18 protein-coding genes and 1 tRNA gene are annotated in these 18502 nt (G+C 34.9%); 4 read left to right on the forward strand and 15 right to left on the reverse strand.

Features of this window, described 5'->3' with window-relative positions:
• Positions 1–7: 7 nt before the first annotated feature.
• From Q0Y61_RS01725 to Q0Y61_RS01740, 4 genes are read right to left on the reverse strand one after another with little or no spacing between them, the layout of a single operon-like run.
• Positions 8–553: a DUF1882 domain-containing protein gene (locus Q0Y61_RS01725; RefSeq protein WP_297810399.1), complete on the reverse strand. Its 546-nt coding sequence runs from the start codon at positions 551–553 to the stop codon at positions 8–10.
• A gap of 25 nt (positions 554–578) precedes the next feature.
• Positions 579–1829 carry a serine hydroxymethyltransferase gene (locus tag Q0Y61_RS01730; RefSeq protein ID WP_297810402.1) on the reverse strand — a complete coding sequence of 417 codons (1251 nt, stop codon included), beginning with the start codon at positions 1827–1829 and terminating at the stop codon, positions 579–581.
• Between the two features lie 3 nt (positions 1830–1832).
• Positions 1833–3335, reverse strand: coding sequence for a lysine--tRNA ligase (gene lysS, locus Q0Y61_RS01735; protein ID WP_297810405.1), 1503 nt, complete (start codon positions 3333–3335; stop codon positions 1833–1835).
• A 14-nt stretch (positions 3336–3349) separates the two neighbouring features.
• Positions 3350–3886 carry a CvpA family protein gene (locus tag Q0Y61_RS01740; protein WP_297810408.1) on the reverse strand — a complete coding sequence of 179 codons (537 nt, stop codon included), beginning with the start codon at positions 3884–3886 and terminating at the stop codon, positions 3350–3352.
• Between the two features lie 122 nt (positions 3887–4008).
• On the opposite strand from Q0Y61_RS01740, the gene Q0Y61_RS01745 reads away from it, so the two are divergent.
• Positions 4009–4512: a YajQ family cyclic di-GMP-binding protein gene (locus Q0Y61_RS01745; RefSeq protein ID WP_297810411.1), complete on the forward strand. Its 504-nt coding sequence runs from the start codon at positions 4009–4011 to the stop codon at positions 4510–4512.
• Between the two features lie 14 nt (positions 4513–4526).
• Positions 4527–5870, forward strand: coding sequence for an apolipoprotein N-acyltransferase (lnt, locus tag Q0Y61_RS01750; RefSeq protein WP_297810414.1), 1344 nt, complete (start codon positions 4527–4529; stop codon positions 5868–5870).
• Positions 5871–6217: 347 nt separating this feature from the next.
• Here the strand turns inward: lnt and Q0Y61_RS01755 are convergent.
• The 8 genes from Q0Y61_RS01755 to napA all read right to left on the reverse strand — a co-directional run bounded on the left by Q0Y61_RS01755 (position 6218) and on the right by napA (position 13317).
• Positions 6218–6304: transfer RNA gene (locus Q0Y61_RS01755), tRNA-Leu, on the reverse strand.
• Positions 6305–6459: 155 nt separating this feature from the next.
• Positions 6460–6840 carry a chaperone NapD gene (locus Q0Y61_RS01760; protein WP_297810418.1) on the reverse strand — a complete coding sequence of 127 codons (381 nt, stop codon included), beginning with the start codon at positions 6838–6840 and terminating at the stop codon, positions 6460–6462.
• Positions 6841–6842: 2 nt separating this feature from the next.
• Positions 6843–7865 carry a nitrate reductase gene (locus Q0Y61_RS01765; protein ID WP_297810421.1) on the reverse strand — a complete coding sequence of 341 codons (1023 nt, stop codon included), beginning with the start codon at positions 7863–7865 and terminating at the stop codon, positions 6843–6845.
• Positions 7866–7874: 9 nt separating this feature from the next.
• Entirely contained in the window at positions 7875–8426 is a 552-nt protein-coding gene (locus tag Q0Y61_RS01770; protein WP_297810424.1) for a 4Fe-4S binding protein, read from the reverse strand.
• Positions 8426–8953, reverse strand: a complete 528-nt coding sequence (locus Q0Y61_RS01775) for a nitrate reductase cytochrome c-type subunit (RefSeq protein WP_297810427.1) — start codon at positions 8951–8953, stop codon at positions 8426–8428. Before Q0Y61_RS01775 ends, Q0Y61_RS01770 begins: the two co-directional genes overlap by 1 nt.
• Positions 8950–9756 carry a quinol dehydrogenase ferredoxin subunit NapH gene (napH, locus tag Q0Y61_RS01780; RefSeq protein ID WP_297810431.1) on the reverse strand — a complete coding sequence of 269 codons (807 nt, stop codon included), beginning with the start codon at positions 9754–9756 and terminating at the stop codon, positions 8950–8952. Before napH ends, Q0Y61_RS01775 begins: the two co-directional genes overlap by 4 nt.
• Entirely contained in the window at positions 9756–10529 is a 774-nt protein-coding gene (gene napG, locus Q0Y61_RS01785; protein WP_297810434.1) for a ferredoxin-type protein NapG, read from the reverse strand. The genes napH and napG overlap by 1 nt, the downstream gene beginning before the upstream one ends.
• A 1-nt stretch (position 10530) precedes the next feature.
• Positions 10531–13317 (reverse strand): nitrate reductase catalytic subunit NapA, encoded by a 2787-nt coding sequence (gene napA / locus Q0Y61_RS01790; protein WP_297810437.1) that lies wholly within the window; start codon positions 13315–13317, stop codon positions 10531–10533.
• A gap of 289 nt (positions 13318–13606) precedes the next feature.
• Here napA and Q0Y61_RS01795 point away from each other — a divergent pair, with 289 nt between their 5' ends.
• Together Q0Y61_RS01795 and Q0Y61_RS01800 are read left to right on the forward strand one after the other, a co-directional pair.
• Positions 13607–15049: a catalase gene (locus Q0Y61_RS01795; protein ID WP_297810441.1), complete on the forward strand. Its 1443-nt coding sequence runs from the start codon at positions 13607–13609 to the stop codon at positions 15047–15049.
• Positions 15040–15525, forward strand: a complete 486-nt coding sequence (locus tag Q0Y61_RS01800; protein ID WP_297810444.1) for an ankyrin repeat domain-containing protein — start codon at positions 15040–15042, stop codon at positions 15523–15525. Before Q0Y61_RS01795 ends, Q0Y61_RS01800 begins: the two co-directional genes overlap by 10 nt.
• A 6-nt stretch (positions 15526–15531) precedes the next feature.
• Here the strand turns inward: Q0Y61_RS01800 and Q0Y61_RS01805 are convergent, their stop codons facing one another.
• The 3 genes from Q0Y61_RS01805 to Q0Y61_RS01815 form a co-directional block, all read right to left on the reverse strand.
• A complete protein-coding gene (locus Q0Y61_RS01805; RefSeq protein ID WP_297810447.1) occupies positions 15532–16245 on the reverse strand; it encodes a metallophosphoesterase family protein in 714 nt (237 codons plus the stop codon).
• A gap of 23 nt (positions 16246–16268) precedes the next feature.
• The gene (locus Q0Y61_RS01810) at positions 16269–17861 is read right to left on the reverse strand and encodes an inorganic phosphate transporter (protein ID WP_297810450.1); all 1593 of its coding nucleotides are present in this window, start codon (positions 17859–17861) and stop codon (positions 16269–16271) included.
• 179 nt (positions 17862–18040) lie between these two features.
• On the reverse strand, positions 18041–18490 hold the full coding sequence (locus Q0Y61_RS01815; RefSeq protein ID WP_297810453.1) for a GatB/YqeY domain-containing protein: 450 nt from the start codon (positions 18488–18490) through the stop codon (positions 18041–18043).
• Positions 18491–18502: the final 12 nt, after the last annotated feature.

An 18502-nucleotide genomic window follows, 5' to 3' on the forward strand; every position in this document is an offset into this window, starting at 1 on the left:
TCTCCTTTTACATATGTTTAGACCACGAAGCACCGCGTTCTTTTTTATAGACATTATAAGGCACTATTAAGATATTAAAATTTTTGGGAATATCAAGAGAAGGAAACATTTTCCATTCTGTTGGCATTTTTTGTGCAAGTTTTGCTCCAAGCATTTTGGAAATCTGACAAGCTTCTTGAAAAGTTGTGTGTCCCTTATGCACATATAAGTGTAAATGACCTGGTGTCTTAGTCTCATAAGCAGTAAAATTAATAAAACCTTCTTCACGTAAGAGTAATTGCGCTCTATGCCAAAATCGTTCTGCATTAAACCCATTATAATCAAAAACAATATTTTCTACCTTATCATGTGCATTAATTAAAGAATGTGCAATAGTAACTTCTTTTTTAAAATGGCTTTGAAGTAAATTGCGTGTAATTGGTTCATCAACTTTTTTGAATTTGTCATAAAAAATTCTACCATTATGATGAATTTTCTGTCCGATTCCTGAAGACTTCAGCCAATAATGCGAAGTAATCATTTTGATAAGTTTTAAATCCATATCTGACACCATTTTACCTACTCCCTTTTCTTGAATCTTAAAATATTGCCTTATTATAAATAAGAAATTTTAGCGCAAGTTCTTTTAATTCACTCTTGATTTTTTCTTGTTTTTGTGTATTTGTTATATCATCTAACACATCCGCAATTTTATTTGCCACAATTTCAAACTCTACCTCCTTAAATCCTCTTGCAGTTAATGCTGGCGAACCAATGCGAACTCCACTTGTTATAAATGGACTACGTGTTTCACCTGGAACCGTATTTTTATTTACAGTGATACCAGCATTTCCTAATGCCAAGTCTGCATCTTTCCCACTATATTCCTTATCAAGTAAAGACAATAAAATTAAATGATTATCTGTTCCATCACTCACTATCTTAAAATTTCTTTCCATTAAAACTTTTGCCAATACTCTTGCATTTGCTTTCACTTGCTTTGCATAATCTTTCCAAGCTGGCTTAAGATTCTCCCTAAAGCCTACTGCTTTACCTGCAATGACGTGCATAAGAGGTCCGCCTTGCATTCCGGGAAATACTGCTTTATCAATTTTTTTAGCATATTCTTCATTGTTCGTTAAAATTAATCCCCCCCGTGGTCCGCGCAAAGTTTTATGTGTCGTTGTTGTTACTACATCTGCATAAGGGAATGGATTAGGATACTCTTGTGCGGCAACAAGTCCAGCTACATGTGCAATATCCGCCATTAAAATTGCCCCTACACTATCTGCAATTTCCCTAAAACTTGCAAAATCCAACTCCCTTGAATAGGCACTAAACCCACATACAATAATATCAGGCTTAACAATTTTTGCAATTTCAGCTACTTTATCATAGTTAATTCTCCCATCAAGTTCTACACCATAAAAGAAACTTTGATAAATTTGCCCCGTAATGCTTACTTTTGCGCCGTGGGTCAAATGTCCTCCGTGACTTAAATCCATACCTAAAATCTTGCTATAAGGTTTTAAAAGTGCAGAATACACTGCACAATTTGCTTGAGAACCCGCGTGGGGTTGAACATTAGCAAACGAACAACCAAAAAGCTTTTTAGCGCGATTTATTGCTAACTCCTCAATCTTATCAACAAACTCACAACCACCATAATATCGTTTATAAGGATAACCTTCAGCATATTTATTTGTTAAAATACTTCCCATTGCTTCCATAACACTTGGAAAGGTAAAATTCTCACTTGCAATCATCTCCAAATGTGTATTTTGACGTTCTAATTCTTGATTAATAAAACCTAATACCTCAGGGTCATTTTCTTCTAAAATATAACTCATTCTTTATCCTTTTTTGTGTAATTTTTGAGGCTTTAAAGCAGGAAATAAAATCACATCTTTGATAGTTGTATTTCCTGTTAATAACATCACTAATCGGTCAATTCCTATGCCCTCTCCAGCAGTTGGTGGCATACCATAAGAAAGGGCTGTGATATAATCTTCGTCCATATATTGCGCTTCTTCATCACCTGCTTCTTTTGCTCTAACCTGTTCTTTAAAACGTTCCAATTGATCTAATGGGTCGTTTAACTCACTAAAACCATTGGCAATTTCACTCCCTCCGATAAATAATTCAAAGCGATCAGCAATTTCTGGATTCTTATCACTTCGTCTAGCAAGAGGGCTAATCGCAATGGGAAAATCTGTGATAAAAGTTGGATTAATTAATTTTTCCTCCACAAAGGCTTCAAAGGCTTCATTTTGTAACTTTCCTAATTCTAACTTGGATTCTAATTTTACATTATTCCTTATAAGATATTCATAGAGTTTATCTGTATCATTTACTATTTCACGCGGGATTTTCCCAATCTCCACTAAGGCATCTATATAAGTGATTTCTCTAAAATTATCAAAATGAATTTCCTGGTTATTAAAAGATAAAGTTTTAGGCAAATCCATTGCTTCTAGTAAATACCTCAATAATTCTTGTGTAATTTTAATTAAATCCTTGTAATCTTTATATGCCCAATAAAACTCAATCATTGTAAATTCTGGATTATGGGAATAATCCATTCCTTCATTGCGAAAGTTACGATTAATTTCAAAAATTGCTTCAAACCCCCCAACTACCAGTCGCTTTAAATAAAGTTCTGGTGCGATTCTTAAATACCGCTCTACATTTAAGGCATTATGATAAGTAACAAAAGGTTTTGCATTCGCTCCACCGGGAATTGGGTGCATCATTGGTGTTTCAACTTCCAAAAAACCTTTTTGCTCAAAAAACTTTCTAACACTTGAAACAATTTTAGAACGTAATATAAAACTATCACGCACTTCCTTATTCATAATTAAATCTAAATAACGTTGTCTATAACGCAATTCAATATCCACTAATCCGTGATATTTTTCTGGTAGGGGGCTAATAGCTTTTGTTAAAAGCTTAAATTCTAAAGCGTGCAAACTTAATTCGCCCGTTTTTGTTACAAAAGGAAACCCTTTTGCCATTATAATATCGCCTACTTCCACATATTTTTTAAACACATTAAAAGAATCGTTCAATTCATTTTTGGAGAGATACACTTGCAAGATTCCACTTACATCTTCTACTTTAATAAATGCCGCTTTGCCCATAAGTCTGATAAATTTAATGCGCCCCGCAATTTGTGCCAATTTACTTTCATCTTTTTGCTTGCCCTCTGGTAATTGCTTTAGAAAATCATAAGTTTGCAAAAACTCTTGTACGCACAACTCCTTTAGAATCCCATTAATATAAGGATTAATGCCCATTTCGCGTAGTGCATTAGCCTTTGCAATTCTGCCTAACACATAGGCATCGTTTTCAAACATTTGTTTCCTTTTAATTAAAAAATATTTTTCTGTAAATCATCAATTTTGGGTGCATTGCTTTGCACAACATCTAGCTTAATCACCGCCGCTCCTGTATCACGCAACATTGGGTAAAGATAACTTTCTTGTGTGTATTTTTCAATCAAGCTTTTAGCAAATTGAATATTGGTTAAAGTAGCAATTAAAATTGCAAAAATCATAAAAACCTTTAATCCGCCAAAACAAAATCCCAAAATACGATTTAGCCCACCCAATGCACTTAAATGAACCAATCTTTGTATAACTTCTGCTAAAATTAATGCGATACCCCAAATCAATGCCAATAAGACCAAAAATCCAATGAGTGAAATAGCAGAGGGATTTTGGAAAGAATAAAGATTCGCACTAATCCATTCTCCCATAGTATCTCCATACACTGAAGCGCCATACACACCACCTACGATTCCAATCAATCCAAAAAATTCACGCACAAAACCATTCAAAATACCCCGAATCGCCAAAATCAAAATTAAAGCACCCACCACTAAATCAAACAAACTAAAATCACTCATTGCAAACCTTAAATAAAAACTTTAATAAAAATGCGTATTTTACACAAAAGAAACCTAAAAACATTTTATGTTAAAATAAATTGTAACAAATTTAATAAAATTTTACATTTCAAGGAATCGTAATGGCAACCAAAGAACATCATTTTGATATTTCAGCTAAAGTGGAGATTCAAGAGTTCAAAAATGCACTAGAGCAAGCAAAAAAAGAAATTGAAAATCGCTTTGATTTTAAAGACGACAAAGCCAAAGAGTTAAGCTTTAATGAAAAAGATAAAACTTTAACAATCCTAGCAACAAGCCATAATAAAGCAAAATCTATCAAGGATATTTTAGATTCTAAACTGATTAAACGCAACCTTTCTTTAAAAGTTTTAAGAGAGCAAAGTATAGAATCTGCAAGTGGCGGCAATACAAAAGCAACTTATAAATTAAATGATGTTCTAGATGATAAAAATATTAAAACTATCAATGCAACGATTAAAAATGAGAAATTCAAGGTTAGCACACAAATTTTAGGTAATGAAATTCGTATCAAAGCTAAGGATATTGATGAATTGCAAAAGGTTATTGCACATTTGCGCAAAATAGAATTGGAAGTTTCTTTAAGCTTTGGAAATTTTTCTTAAGAAATTTTAAAATTATGGAATCTCCAAAAACAAAACAACTGCAAAATACTAGCTTCAAATCATCTTTAAAAATGCTTTTTTTAAGCTCCGCAATTCCACAAAATAAATTCTTTGCTTCACTTACTGGCACTCTGTGTGCATTCTTCTTTAGTGCATTTATCTACTTGGAGCATTTTTTAGGAAATTTTAATTTTCCAATTTTTTCTACGCTCTGTGCCATTATTGGAATCTTTTTATATTTTAAACTCTCGCGCTTTGGTGCGTTTATCTGTGGCGCATTAATTGGGATTCTGTGGTTTTATTGGGTTGGCTTTAGCTTTAGATTTTATAATTTAACTTTCTTGATTCCACTTGTTTGGATTGTATTTATTCTTATCTATGGTGGGCTTTTTTATGTTTTTTGTTTTTTTAAAAACCCTATCTATCGTATTATTTCACTCACACTTTCTTCTTTTATCCACCCCTTTGGTTTTAATTGGTTTATTTTAGAATCTATCTTAACAAAAAGCTATTTCTTTCCTTCTAAATTTACATTTTTTTTACTTTTAATTGGAGTTTTAATCTTTAGTTTAACCTTGTCAAGAAAACTTTATAAAACCAGCATAATTTGGCTAATGTTATTTTGTTTTTCTCTAGCATTGCCCTATTATATCAAGAATCCAAATTCCACCACATTAGAATCACAAAATGATTCCAAGCTAAAAATCAAAACCTTAAGCCTTGACATTCCACAAAATATTCGTTGGGACTCCAAACACCTCCACCAAATTATTGAACAAAATTATCAGCAAATCGCAGAGGCAAAAGCACAACATTATGATTTAGTGATTCTACCTGAAACTGCTTTCCCCCTTGCATTAAATCTCTATCCAAACTTAATAGAATCCCTAAAAGTTGCAAGCCAAGAAATTACAATTCTTACAGGTGCAATTTATCAAGAAAACAAGCACACTTTTAATAGTGCTTATTTGTTTCAAAATGGAGAGATGAAAGTCTTTCATAAATTGATTTTAGTGCCATTTGGAGAGAAAATTCCATTGCCTAGTTTTTTAGCCCATTGGGTCAATCAAAAATTCTTTAAAGGCGCAAGTGATTTTGACGCTACAATATTTAAAGCACCAAATTTTGCACTGATTGGTAATGGAAGGTTCCAAATTGCTATTTGCTATGAAGCAACACGCGAAGAGTTTTACCAAAATTTCCCACAAAACCTTATTGCCATTAGCAACAATGCGTGGTTTTCTCCAAGCATTGAGCCCACTTTACAAAAGCTTTTAATGTTGTATTTTGCCAAAAATTATAACACAACTATTTTTCACTCCAGCAATGCTTCACCTAACTTCATCTTAACACCTTAAAAACTTGAATGTAAATTTTGCGTTAAAACCACCAATCTTTAAAATCAAATCCTATTCCTATTCATTTTTCAAGGGGTTTCTTATGAAAACAAGGTTTTACTTCCGAATTTAAAGACAAAAATGCAGAGGAACTTACAGAAAAATTTATGGTTTATTCTTTGGGACGAAAGTTTAGACCAAACCATTGAAGAAATATAATTGCATAAATTATAATTTATGCCTAGATAGTATTGATATCAAAAAGAAAGGATATATCACAAGAATAACACAAAGACAATAAAAGATTAAAGTAAAAACCCCGAATCTTAAATTCCAATGATATATGGATTAAGAGGTAAAAAACGCAATGGTGCCGAGGGTCGGAATCGAACCGACACGGGGTTGCCCCCACCAGATTTTGAGTCTGGCGCGTCTACCAATTTCACCACCCCGGCAAAATTAAAAAGGTAAATTATATAGAATACTGACAAAATTTCAGCTTAAAATCTCTAAATTCAAAAGCTTTCTTTTAAGTTTCTGTTTATTTCTTACATTTTATTAAGAATCAGACCAAAAATATTCAATGTGATTCTTCCTTTTAATATTTGTTTTATGATTTCAAAATTTCATCTAGTGTGCTTTGCACATCTCCACTATAAAAGATTTTTTCTGCGTTTTTTTCCCCTTGTAGGACTGCTGGAATTGTATCTTGTTTGTTAATTTCTTCACGCATTGCCTCTAATTCTGTGCTATGATAAGCATAAATCATTTGTGCGAGAATAACACCCTCAAGTCTTTCAATGCGCTTTACAATCTTAATTTCTTCCTCAATACTTTGCGATTCCAAAGTTACGATGATTTTACCACTTGCATCCTGATAATGACATTCTGCACCACTTATCATATTAATCTTCTTCCAAAGAGATTCCATATCCTGTGGGACACACAGCACAACAAGACTTGAAACATTAAAATCCTCTTGCATTTCCATTTTTACTCCTTAAGATTCCAAATCAAAATATTCTTACCATCTTCGCTACTAATCAAATGAGAATCTGTGAAAATAATATTGTTCAATAAACTCATATGCCCACTTAAAAGTGCTACTTCTTGTTTATCCACAATTTGAAAAATACTAATTTCGCTTTGTTCATTTTGCATATAAGCCCCCAAAGTAGAATCTTTATTCAAACCCACACTATATACCAAGAAATTTGCGCTAATCCCGTAAGATTCCACTACATTTGTCTGTAAATTTAGCCGATACACACCAGCTTTTCTATCTTGTCCTGCGGTAATAAAAGTCATTATATCGCCTACTTTAGCTAACTTCACTTGATAAACATTGTCTCTATTTTCACCCTCCATCTCTACTAACACCTCTCCGCTCTCTATGTCGCCAAAATACAAAATTCCAGACTCACACGCTACTACATAATTTCTATTTTCAAGCTCTAATGCAAAATCTGAAAAAGAAGCTTCGGAGAGTTGCTTGCGATAAAGAATCTGATTTTTGTTTAAATCATACAGCATAATCTCATTACTCGCAAGCCCCAAAAAAATCTGTGTTTCATTCACAAAAGTCGCCTTTTTAATATTTAATGACTCAATATTTGGCAAATTCTTAAGTTTTCCCTGTGAAAGTAAAAAAAGATTTTTACTTCCATAATTCCCTTCACTATGAATAAGAATCTTATCTTCAAATTTATCTACACTATACACTTTGGGTGCGTAAGATTCTGTATAAAAATTTGCAATATTAGGGAGTTTGATTATCCGCTTTAGAGACTTTTCATACAATGTTAGTTCTAAAACTTCCCCAAAATCTGTGCCAATAAGCAAAGAATTTCCTACTAAGTTAGTAACAACAATATTGTTTTCTAATACAATCTTTTCTTTTTGCTTTCCTGCTTTAACTTCTTTTGTTTTTACTATATCTTGCAATTCTATACTTTGTGCATATAAAGATAGAAAAATTACAAATAAAGCAATTCTAATTCTCTTTAATCTAGTCATCATTCTTCCTTACTTATCTTCATAAGATTCTAATATAATTGCTTGAGTGGGGCAAGCTCCTACACACTCACCACAACCAATGCAATTTTTTTGAATTTCTGGATAAAATAACCCTGCAAAAACAATGGCATTTTCTTTTCCTAATACACTATGACAAATATCTTTGCAAGTGTAACACAAAGTTTTTTGATAAGCCAAACACTCTAGCTCATTAATTTTTACAATAAAATTCCAATGAGGATTCTGTATTTTTGCAAGTTGCTCTTCTAATACATTCTTTTGACAAGATCTTGCACATTCTCCACACAACTTACAACCACTCTTTTCAAAGTCTATATAGACTGCATTATCCGTTACTTTTAGGATTCCGCTTTTGTTTTCTTTATTATAAATTTCCTTACAAACCTGCACACAAGGGGTTTGTCTGTCTTGAGATTCCGCAATACATTGCACACAAAATTTAGAAAAAAGAAAACGATTAGAATTATAAGGTGGAAAGGGCAAAAAGCCCTTTGATTTTGGCTTTAAGAAGGTTGTAAAAAACTCCCTACGATTTGCCACTAATTCACACCTTCATTAACAATATCCAACAGATTGGACTTTGTGTTACCATTTTCTTGACGAAAGTCTGGTGCAAATTTATTCACAACCAATGGTGCTGCATCTACTTGTGTAGCGTGGCAAATCATACAATTAAACCGATTTTCATCCATTTGTCCTTGCAAACTTGCTTTTTTGCGAAAATCATAAAAATGCGATTTTGGCATAGGTGTTGCTTTCACCGCCTCTGCAACTTCAGGTAAATGGCAAGTTGTGCAACTATTATTTTCTTTTGTAATAGGCAACATATCCTCCACAGAATGTGAAATCATAGGTGGAGCATTTTCAAATGCCCTATCAATCAACACAGACTCTCCTGCTACTTTGCCATTGTAATCAAATTTTTCAATCTTTGCATTTTCACTAAACAAAGTGCTTTTACGCAAACCAATTTCATTTTCACTATAACCAACACCACTTTGACAACCAAGAGTTATAAGCCCAATTACTGCTACACTTATAACTAACATAATTTTATTAAATTTCATTTTTTCTCCTTTTTAAATTCCAAGAGATTAAAACTTAGCGCATTATCCCCGCAAACTTCAATGCAACGTCCGCAACGCGTGCATTCACCGCTATTAATCGTGCCACTTTCCTTTCCAATGATTCCTAAAACCTGCTTTTGAGGACAGATTTTTTTGCACTCCAAACAATGTGTGCAAGATTCCAAATCATATTTAACTTTCAAAATTGCAAAATGACTAATGAGGGAATAAAACGCACCCAAAGGGCAAATATACCCACAAAATGCGTGATTTGCTACAAATAAATCTAGCAAAAACACCACCAACACAGATAAAAATCCAAACCCAAGACCAAAAATGATTCCACGATGCAACATTGCAATCGGGCTAATGGCTTCAAATGCTGCGATTCCAAACAATAAAGACAACAACAAACCCAAAAATAAAAGCACATACCGCAAAGAGTTTTTCAAGTAAATCAGACTCCCAAGTGCTTCTAAACCTAAAATACGGCGCAAAAAGGAAGCGAAATCAGTTACAAGGTTGATTGGACAGACATACGCACAATAGGCACGCCCAACAAGCAAACCATAAAACAAAAGAATCAATAAAGCACCCACAAACGCATTTGCACCTACGATTCCACCTGCACACAATAACTGCAATATCGCATAAGGGTCGCTTAATGGAATCACACCAAACACAAGTGAGGAGCTAAGATTGCCTTGCAAAATCTTAAAGCTTGTATAATTTCCCAATACATACAAGACCAAAAGCCCTATTTGAATGACTCTGCGCATTAATAAATATCGGTATTTTTCCATTATAAATCTCCGCTATTTAAATAATCTTGCACTTTAGAATCCAAATTGTGTTTTAAATCTCTACTTTCAACTTCTCGCAAACGCATTTCATCTTCTGCTTCCCAACCTTTAATATAATTTGCTCCTACTTTACCAAGTGCTATTTCACGTGGCAACACGATAATCGCCGCTTTCTCTGTGATACAAGCCTTTTCGCATTTACCGCAACCCGTGCAAACTTCACTCTCCACAACAGGCAAAAGATAGGAATGCTTCCCTGTGCGTTCGTTGCGCTTCAACTCTAGCTTAATGGCTTCGCCCAAAAGCGGACAAGCACGATAACAAGCATCGCATTGGATTCCCCAATATGCCACACAATGTTCCTTATCCACAACGGCAACGCCCATTTTCGCGAGGTTAATATCAAGCCCTTCTGCATTAGAGACTAATTTAGAATCCAACGCGTCCGTTGGGCAAATCGGCACACAAGGAATATCCTCACACATTTCACACGGAATCCCTCTAGGCTCAAAATAAGGTGTGCCTATGGGATTCCCGCTTCCAGCGTCTGCGAGTTTTAAGGTATCAAAAGGACAAGCCTCCACGCACAAACCACATTTAATGCAAGTTTTTAAAAATTCTTTTTCACTTAAAGCTCCCGGCGGTCTTAGGATAAGAGAGTTTGCCTTGCCCTCTTGCAAAAACGCACCCCAAACCAAACCACCAAGCCCTACAAGTGCAATTGCTTGTGCGCCACTTAGTAGAAATTTACGCCGATTGGTATTTTGTTGCATTTTATGCCTTATAAATTTTTACAGCACATTTTTTAAAATCTGTTTGCTTGGAAATTGGACAAGTTGCGTCTAAACAAACTTTATTAATATAGACTTTCTCATCAAACCAAGGCACATAAACAAGCCCCATTGGTGGGCGATTACGTCCGCGCATATCCACACGCGCTTTTACCTTACCGCGTCTTGATTCTACCCAAACCGCGTCATTTTGTTGCACACCAAGCTTTTTGCCATCTTCAGGATTCATATAACATAATGCTTCAGGCACGGCACGATAGAGTTCTGGCACACGCATTGTCATCGTTCCGCTATGCCAATGCTCTAGCACACGCCCTGTGCTTAACCAAAATGGATATTCTTTGCTTGGCATTTCGGGTGGATCCATATAAGGACGGAAGAAAATTTTTGCTTTGTTTTTGAGTGAAAATTTCTCTTGAGTTTTTGGCGTTGTCAAATCCCCGCGTGGCAATTCTTTACCCGCTCCACCATAGAATGCAAACTCTCCATTTCCTGCTATTCTTGCATAATAGTCGTATTTTGCATTAAAACGCCATTGTGTTTCCTTGCCATCTACAACAGGCCATCTAAGCCCACGCACCCTATGATAAGTATCAAAATCTGCTAAATCGTGTGCGTGTCCTACACCAAACTTGCGATATTCTTCCCAAAGATATTTCTGCACAAAGAATCCATAACCCTTAAATACCTCTCCATTACTGCCGACAACCTCGCGCTTATCGCCAAAGACTTCAGAATTTATCGTATCTTTTAGCATAGAATCTGTTATCTTATAATTTAATGCTTCTTTGTTTGCATACAAGACATCATAAAGTGTGGAATCTTCATTGTATCCCATTGCTTTTGCTGCTTCTAGCACATTAGGAAGTGTCAATTTATCGTTAATCTTTTTTTCACCCCAAACTTCTTTAAGTTTGAATCGTTTTGAAAATTCCATCATTTGCCAAGTATCACTCATTGCGTTACCTTGTGGGAGAACTTGTTGTTTCCAATGCTGGGTTCTGCGCTCTGCATTCCCATAAGCACCCCATTTCTCATAAATCATCGCCACAGGTAGAATCAAATCCGCTACTTTTGCACTAATTCCGGGATATGCGTCAGAGACTACAATGAAATTATCCATCTCCCTAGCCGCTTTAATCCAGTGGTTTGCATTCGCTGTATTCTGCCACGGATTATTGACATGTACCCACGCCCACTTGATTTTGCCATCTTCAAGATTCCGCATAATTTGCATAAAATGTGCGCCCGGTTGAGGATTGATTGTCCCATTTGGAAGCTTCCAAATCTTTTCTGCCATTGCTCTATGTTTTGGGTTTGCTACCACCATATCTGCAGGCAATCGATGTGAAAATGTCCCTACTTCCCTAGCCGTTCCGCACGCACTAGGTTGTCCTGTAAGTGAAAATGCACCACTTCCGGGTTTTGCTTGTTTGCCAAGCAGCATATGCACCATATAGCTTTGCTCATTGACCCAAGTTCCTCTTGTGTGTTGATTCATTCCCATTGTCCAAAAGCTCACAATTTTACGATTTTTGTCAATGTAATATTGTGCAAGTTGTTTGAGTTTGGCTTTAAAAGATTCTAAATTTTCGCTTGCATCGCCTTTTGCAAGTTTTGCAACAAAATCAAGCGTGTAAGGCTCTAATGCCTTTTTAAAATCCTCAAAAGAAATTTCCCAATGGTTTCCTGCGGCTGCATTATGTTTGTTTTCCATTGTATCACCCGCTTTCATACCAAGATATGCAAGCGTTACGCCTTCGGCTTCACTGATGACTTTGGATTTTTCTTTTGCTGCAATGTCTAACTCCGCTGCACTATATTTTGCGTGTTTAATATCTGTGCGCAACCCATAACCAATATCTGCAAAACCGGTTGTAAAGATACAATTTTTATTGACAAAATTCCAATCAATCGCCTTAGGATTGTTATAAACAATTTCGTGTGCAATATAGTTCCAAATCGCTAAATCTGTATGTGGGGCAAAAATAATCTCAATATCTGCTAAATCTGAAGTTCTATTAGAATAAGGGGTTAGATTCACCACTTTTACTTTGTCAGGATTGGTTAATTTTCTATCTGTAACCCTTGCCCAAAGAATCGGGTGCATTTCTGCCATATTCGCCCCCCAAGTAACAATCGTATCGGTTAGTTCAATATCGTCATAGCAACCCGCAGGTTCGTCAATCCCAAAAGTTTCCATAAACCCAACAACCGCACTTGCCATACAATGACGAGCATTAGGATCAATATTATTACTTCTAAAGCCTCCTTTAATAAGCTTGACTGCCGCATAACCCTCTTGCACGGTGTATTGTCCAGAGCCAAACACACCGATTCCGGTAGGTCCCAACTCATTGTATGCCTTTTTGAATTGCGCTTCCATTACATCAAAAGCTTTTTGCCAACTTACAGGTTCAAATTTCCCTTTTTTATCAAATTCACCTTTGGAATTTACGCGCAAAAGAGGTTGTGTTAGCCTATCTGCACCATACATAATTTTGGCATTGAAGTATCCTTTGATACAATTTAACCCACGATTCACAGGGGCTGCAGGGTCTCCTTTGATTGCAACGATTTGTTCATTTTTTGTCGCCACCATAATCCCACAACCTGTTCCACAGAATCTACAAACTGACTTATCCCATTTCCAGCCACCTTCTGCTTCTTTCGCTACTGCTAATGTTTGACTTGGCAATGCGATTCCAACTGCACTTGCTGCACTTGCTGCTGCCGCTGTTTTCAAAAATTCGCGTCTATTGTATGCCACAAAAGCCTCCTTAAACCTTTAATTTTTAGCATTTTAATGCTAGGTAATTATAGCAATTTAAGTATTTTTAAGAATTGATTTAAGTCAATATATACTTTTATATATTTCGTATTTTAGGGATTTATAGCATTCTAAAAAATTAAAAATAGACTTTCAAAATATTATATTAATCAATAAATTTATATTATTTTTATTTAATATTTATTTTTTGTTTATTTTTTGGATATACAATTCAAGCAGAAATAATAAATGTTTATTATTTCATCTCAAACACTTTAAAGGATTGATTATGAAAAAGATGACGAATGACTTTGGAAATATTGTAGCAGATAACCAAAATTCACTAACGGCTGGAGATAAAGGACCTCTTTTACTACAAGATTATATTTTGCTTGAAAAGTTGGCACATCAAAACAGAGAAAGAATCCCTGAAAGAACAGTGCATGCCAAAGGAAGTGGTGCTTATGGAGAACTTAAAATTACAGCGGATATTTCAGCTTATACAAAGGCAAAAGTTTTGCAAAAAGATGAGATAACCCCGTTATTTTTGCGTTTCTCAATCGTTATGGGTGAATCAGGAGCAGCTGATGCAGAAAGAGATGTGAGGGGATTTGCAATTAAATTTTATACCAAAGAAGGGAATTGGGACTTAGTTGGAAATAATACCCCTGTATTTTTCATAAGAGATCCTTATAAATTTCCAGACTTTGTTCATAGTCAAAAACGCGACCCACGCACACATTTAAGAAGTAATAATGCAATTTGGGATTTTTGGACTTTGTGTCCTGAAAGCTTCCATCAAATTACCATTCTTATGAGTGATAGAGGAATCCCAGCAAGTTATCGGTATATGCACGGATTTGGAAGTCATACTTATAGTCTGATTAATGATAAGGGGGAGAGGTTTTGGGTTAAATTCCACCTTAAGAGCAAACAGGGAATCAAAAATTTAACTAATGCAGAATCAGAAGGAGTAATCGCCAAAGATAGAGAAAGTCATCAGAGAGATTTATTTGAAGCAATTGAAAGAGGTGATTTTCCAAAATGGAGTTTTAAAATACAAGTTTTAGCAGAAAATGAAATCAATAAACTTGGCTTTAATCCCTTTGATTTAACCAAAGTTTGGTCTCATAAAATTGCGCCTCTTATTGAAATTGGAGAATTGGTTTTAAATAAGAATCCACAAAATTATTTTAATGAAGTAGAGCAAGCTGCTTTTGCACCAAGCAATGTTGTTCCAGGAATCGGATTTAGCCCAGATAAAATGCTACAAGGTAGAATCTTTAGTTATCCAGATGCACAAAGATACCGCATAGGGACAAATTATCATCTTCTACCAATTAATCGCCCAAGAAGTGAAGCCCATACCTATAATGTTGCGGGTGCTATGAACTTTGATACCTATGAAAATGGTGGTGCTTATTATGAGCCAAATAGTTACAAATATAGCCCCAAAGAAGATAGAAAATTTTTGGAACCAGATTTAGAAATCATAGGTAATGCTCAAAGATATGAACCATCAGATGAGGATTTTTATACACAACCTAGAGCATTATTTGAACTTATGAACGAAAAACAGAAAAATCAATTATTTGATAATATTGCCTTTTCTATGCAAGAAGTGGAAACGAAGATTATAGAAAAAGCATTGAAGCATTTTGAAAAAATCTCACCACAATATGCTAAAGGCATTCAAAATGCACTTGAAAAAAGGAATCTCTTATGCAAATAGCTTTAAGTATCCAAGAAGAACAAAGATTTGATGAATTATGCCAAATGGCATTTGACTTTGCAAGAAAAGATGAATGCAAAAATCTCAAAATAATGCTTGATGCAGGTTTAAACATTAATCTTAAAACTCATAAAGGCGATACACTTTTAATGTTAGCGGCTTATAATAACTCTTTGGCTTGCGCAAAAACACTCCTACAAAGAGGAGCATTAGTTGATGAACGCAACGATAGAGGGCAAACTCCTCTTGCAGGAGTATGTTTCAAAGGATATACAAAAATGGCAAAACTCTTACTAGATTATGGTGCAAATCCGAATGCTAACAATGGTTTAGGCGCAACCCCTTATACTTTTGCGATTCTATTTGGAAGACAAGAAATTGCAGAATTGTTATTACAATATTCTAATAAAAGTTTGTTAAAAAGAATCCCTCTAACGTTATTGCGCCTATTTCAAGGAAATTTTCTTGACAAATAAAACAAATCAAGAAAAAAATTCAGCAACAAAGACTTGTTCAAATACACGTTTGCTAGGCCATTCCAAGGCGCTTAATCTTGCATTTGGTTTGCTTTGGTAATACACGCAACCCGTGTCAATTGCAGCAAAGTTTTCTGTCATTAAAACTTCTTTTTGCACATCGTGTCCGAAGACATTAAAGACTCCATATTGTTTTTTTGCTTCTTTTTGAAAATTATGCATTTTAAGCCTGCTCCAAGTCATTGCTTGGGATTCCTTCTTTCGCATTTTATAATAAGGCAATCCAAATCCGTGTGTAACAAACAATTTTTGTCCTTGCTCATCACAAATATCAATCTCCAAAAATCTTGGTAATTCTACAAGCCATTCTAAATGTTCGTGAATCTTGCGCAAACCACCATATCTACGATAACTTTCCATTGTTTCATAGCCCCCATTGCTAATCCACACACTCCCCCTGCCACTACTTGGTATCCTATGATAATATTCTAGCATTAACTCTTCGTGATTCCCAAGCACACAGGCAAAATCATTTGAAATTGCCAAATCAATCACTTCACAACTTTTATTTCCGCGATCAATTAAATCTCCCGTTAAAATAATTTGCGATTCCCATTTTTTTGGCAATTTCTCAATCAACAAGCATAGAGTATCTAAGCAACCATGCACATCACCAATTACATATACAGGTTGCAAAAGATTAAACTTTTCTATTCCCAATCTCAAATTTCCTAATTGATAGATTAAAATCCAACAGCAGAAAGAATAAAGTAACAAATAGCACTGAAGACTGCAGATACAGGCACAGTAATCAGCCACGCAGCAACAATTTTATTGATAGCAGAGCGTTTGACTAGCTCCTCTTGATAAGCTTCTTTAAGCCTTTTTGCTTCTTTTTTCTTTAATTCTGGAATATTAATATTTTGAGGAACTTTGGCTTTCTTTTTAGAATCTTTACGTTCAAGACTTTTTAAAATCGCTGTTTTTCTTCTAATGGAAGCATTACGGAACTGCTCTAAAAATTCTTTAACTTTTTCACTATCTTCCCCCTTACGAGATTCCAAAATTTTAGACTCCATTTCTTTATATTGTCGTTTCAAATGCTCACGCAAGAAACCCACGCCAAATATCGCACCAATCGCAATATGTGTTGAACTTACAGGCATTCCTAATTCACTTGCGACAAGCACAGTTAATGCTGCACTCATTGCGATACAATAAGCACGCATTTGATCTAACTCTGTAATTTCTCCTCCAACTGTGCGGATTAATCTTGGACCAAAAAGCGCAAGCCCGATAGAAATTCCAAGCCCACCGATTAACATAATCCAAAATGGCACATTAGCCTTTCCGCCAAATTCAAAGCTGATTTTTAGAGCTTCATTAATAGCCGTGAGCGGTCCAATTGCATTTGCAACATCGTTTGCACCATGTGCAAAACTCAAAAGAGCCACTGCAAAAATTAATGGAATCGTAAAAAGCTTATTGATTTCTTCTTTTTTATTTTCTAATTTTTCTAAAGCTCTTTTAATAATTGGTTTTACTATAAATAATACAATAATTGAGATTACTATACTAAGACCAAATGCAACCATATCGTCTAACACAATAATATGTTTTAAACCTTTTTTAATCAAATACAAACTAAATGCCCAAGTCATAAAAGCAATCAAATAAGGAACAATATTTTCTGCTGAACTTTTCTTATTCTTTTTATAAGTGATAGTATGCTTAATAAAAAACAACAATGCTGCTGCAATCACTCCTCCCATCACAGGGGAGATAACCCAGCTTCCTACAATTTCTCCAAGTGCACTCCAATTTGCCACACCAAATCCACCTGCAGCAATTCCAGAACCTAAAACACCACCAACAATCGCATGAGTTGTAGAGACAGGAGCACCGATTATTGTAGCAATATTAAGCCAAATAGCGCCAGAAATCAATGCGGCAAGCATTAGAGTAACAAAATGTTCAGGGTCTCCAATAGCTTCTACTGAAATAATCCCAGAACTCACAGTGCTGACAACTTCCCCTCCAGCAATTAATGAGCCTGAAATCTCACAGATTGCTGCAATAATAATTGCTCCTGTCATCGTCAATGCTTTAGAACCGACAGCAGGACCTACATTATTTGCAACATCATTTGCACCAATATTCAGCGCCATATAGCCACCTACAATAGCTGCAAATCCTAATAGAATTGGATTACTAACTTTTTCTGCAAAAGCAACCATTACAATAATTACAAGCACAAATAAAAAAATAATACTTGCTTTTTGCAAATTTTCCTTGTTAATTTTAAACCCTCTATCAGGCTGTAAAAAACTCTCCATAACCTCTCCCTTAATCTTAATCTACCCCAAATATAGAGTTTGCTTTATATTTTATCAAAACTTTAAATCAAAACAACTTATACTGAATAAATTTAGAATCCTAAAATTTTAAGGCTCTAAATATAACGCTCAAAAACTTTACATTATCTTTAAAAAATCATATCAATCGCCTAATGATTTTACTCTAACAATGTTTTTAATATTTCACTAATACGCTTACTATCTGCCACTTCTCCTAATGTCTTACTTGCCGCTCCCATAATTTTACCCATATCTTTTTTGGATTTTACTCCAATCTCGTTTAAAATTTTTTCTAACGCATTGCGCAAATCTTCCTCACCCAATTGCTCGGGTAAATATTCCATAATGACTTGCATTTCAAAATTTTCTTTTTGATATAAATCCTCTCGTCCTGCCTTTTTATAAGCCTCTGCCGCTTCCAAACGTTGTTTGTAAGCTTTTTTAAGAATTAAAATAACCTCTTTATCCTCTAAGTTCTTACGTTCATCTACTTCTACTTGTTTTAATGCACTACTTATCATTCGTAGTGCATCACGTCTCTCTTTATGATTTTCCTTCATTGCCTTTTTAATATCATTTAAAATTCTTTCTTTTATAGCACTTACCATTAATTATCCTTT

Origin of the sequence: uncultured Helicobacter sp. (genome assembly GCF_947367035.1) — a bacterium.
Lineage (GTDB): Bacteria > Campylobacterota > Campylobacteria > Campylobacterales > Helicobacteraceae > Helicobacter_D.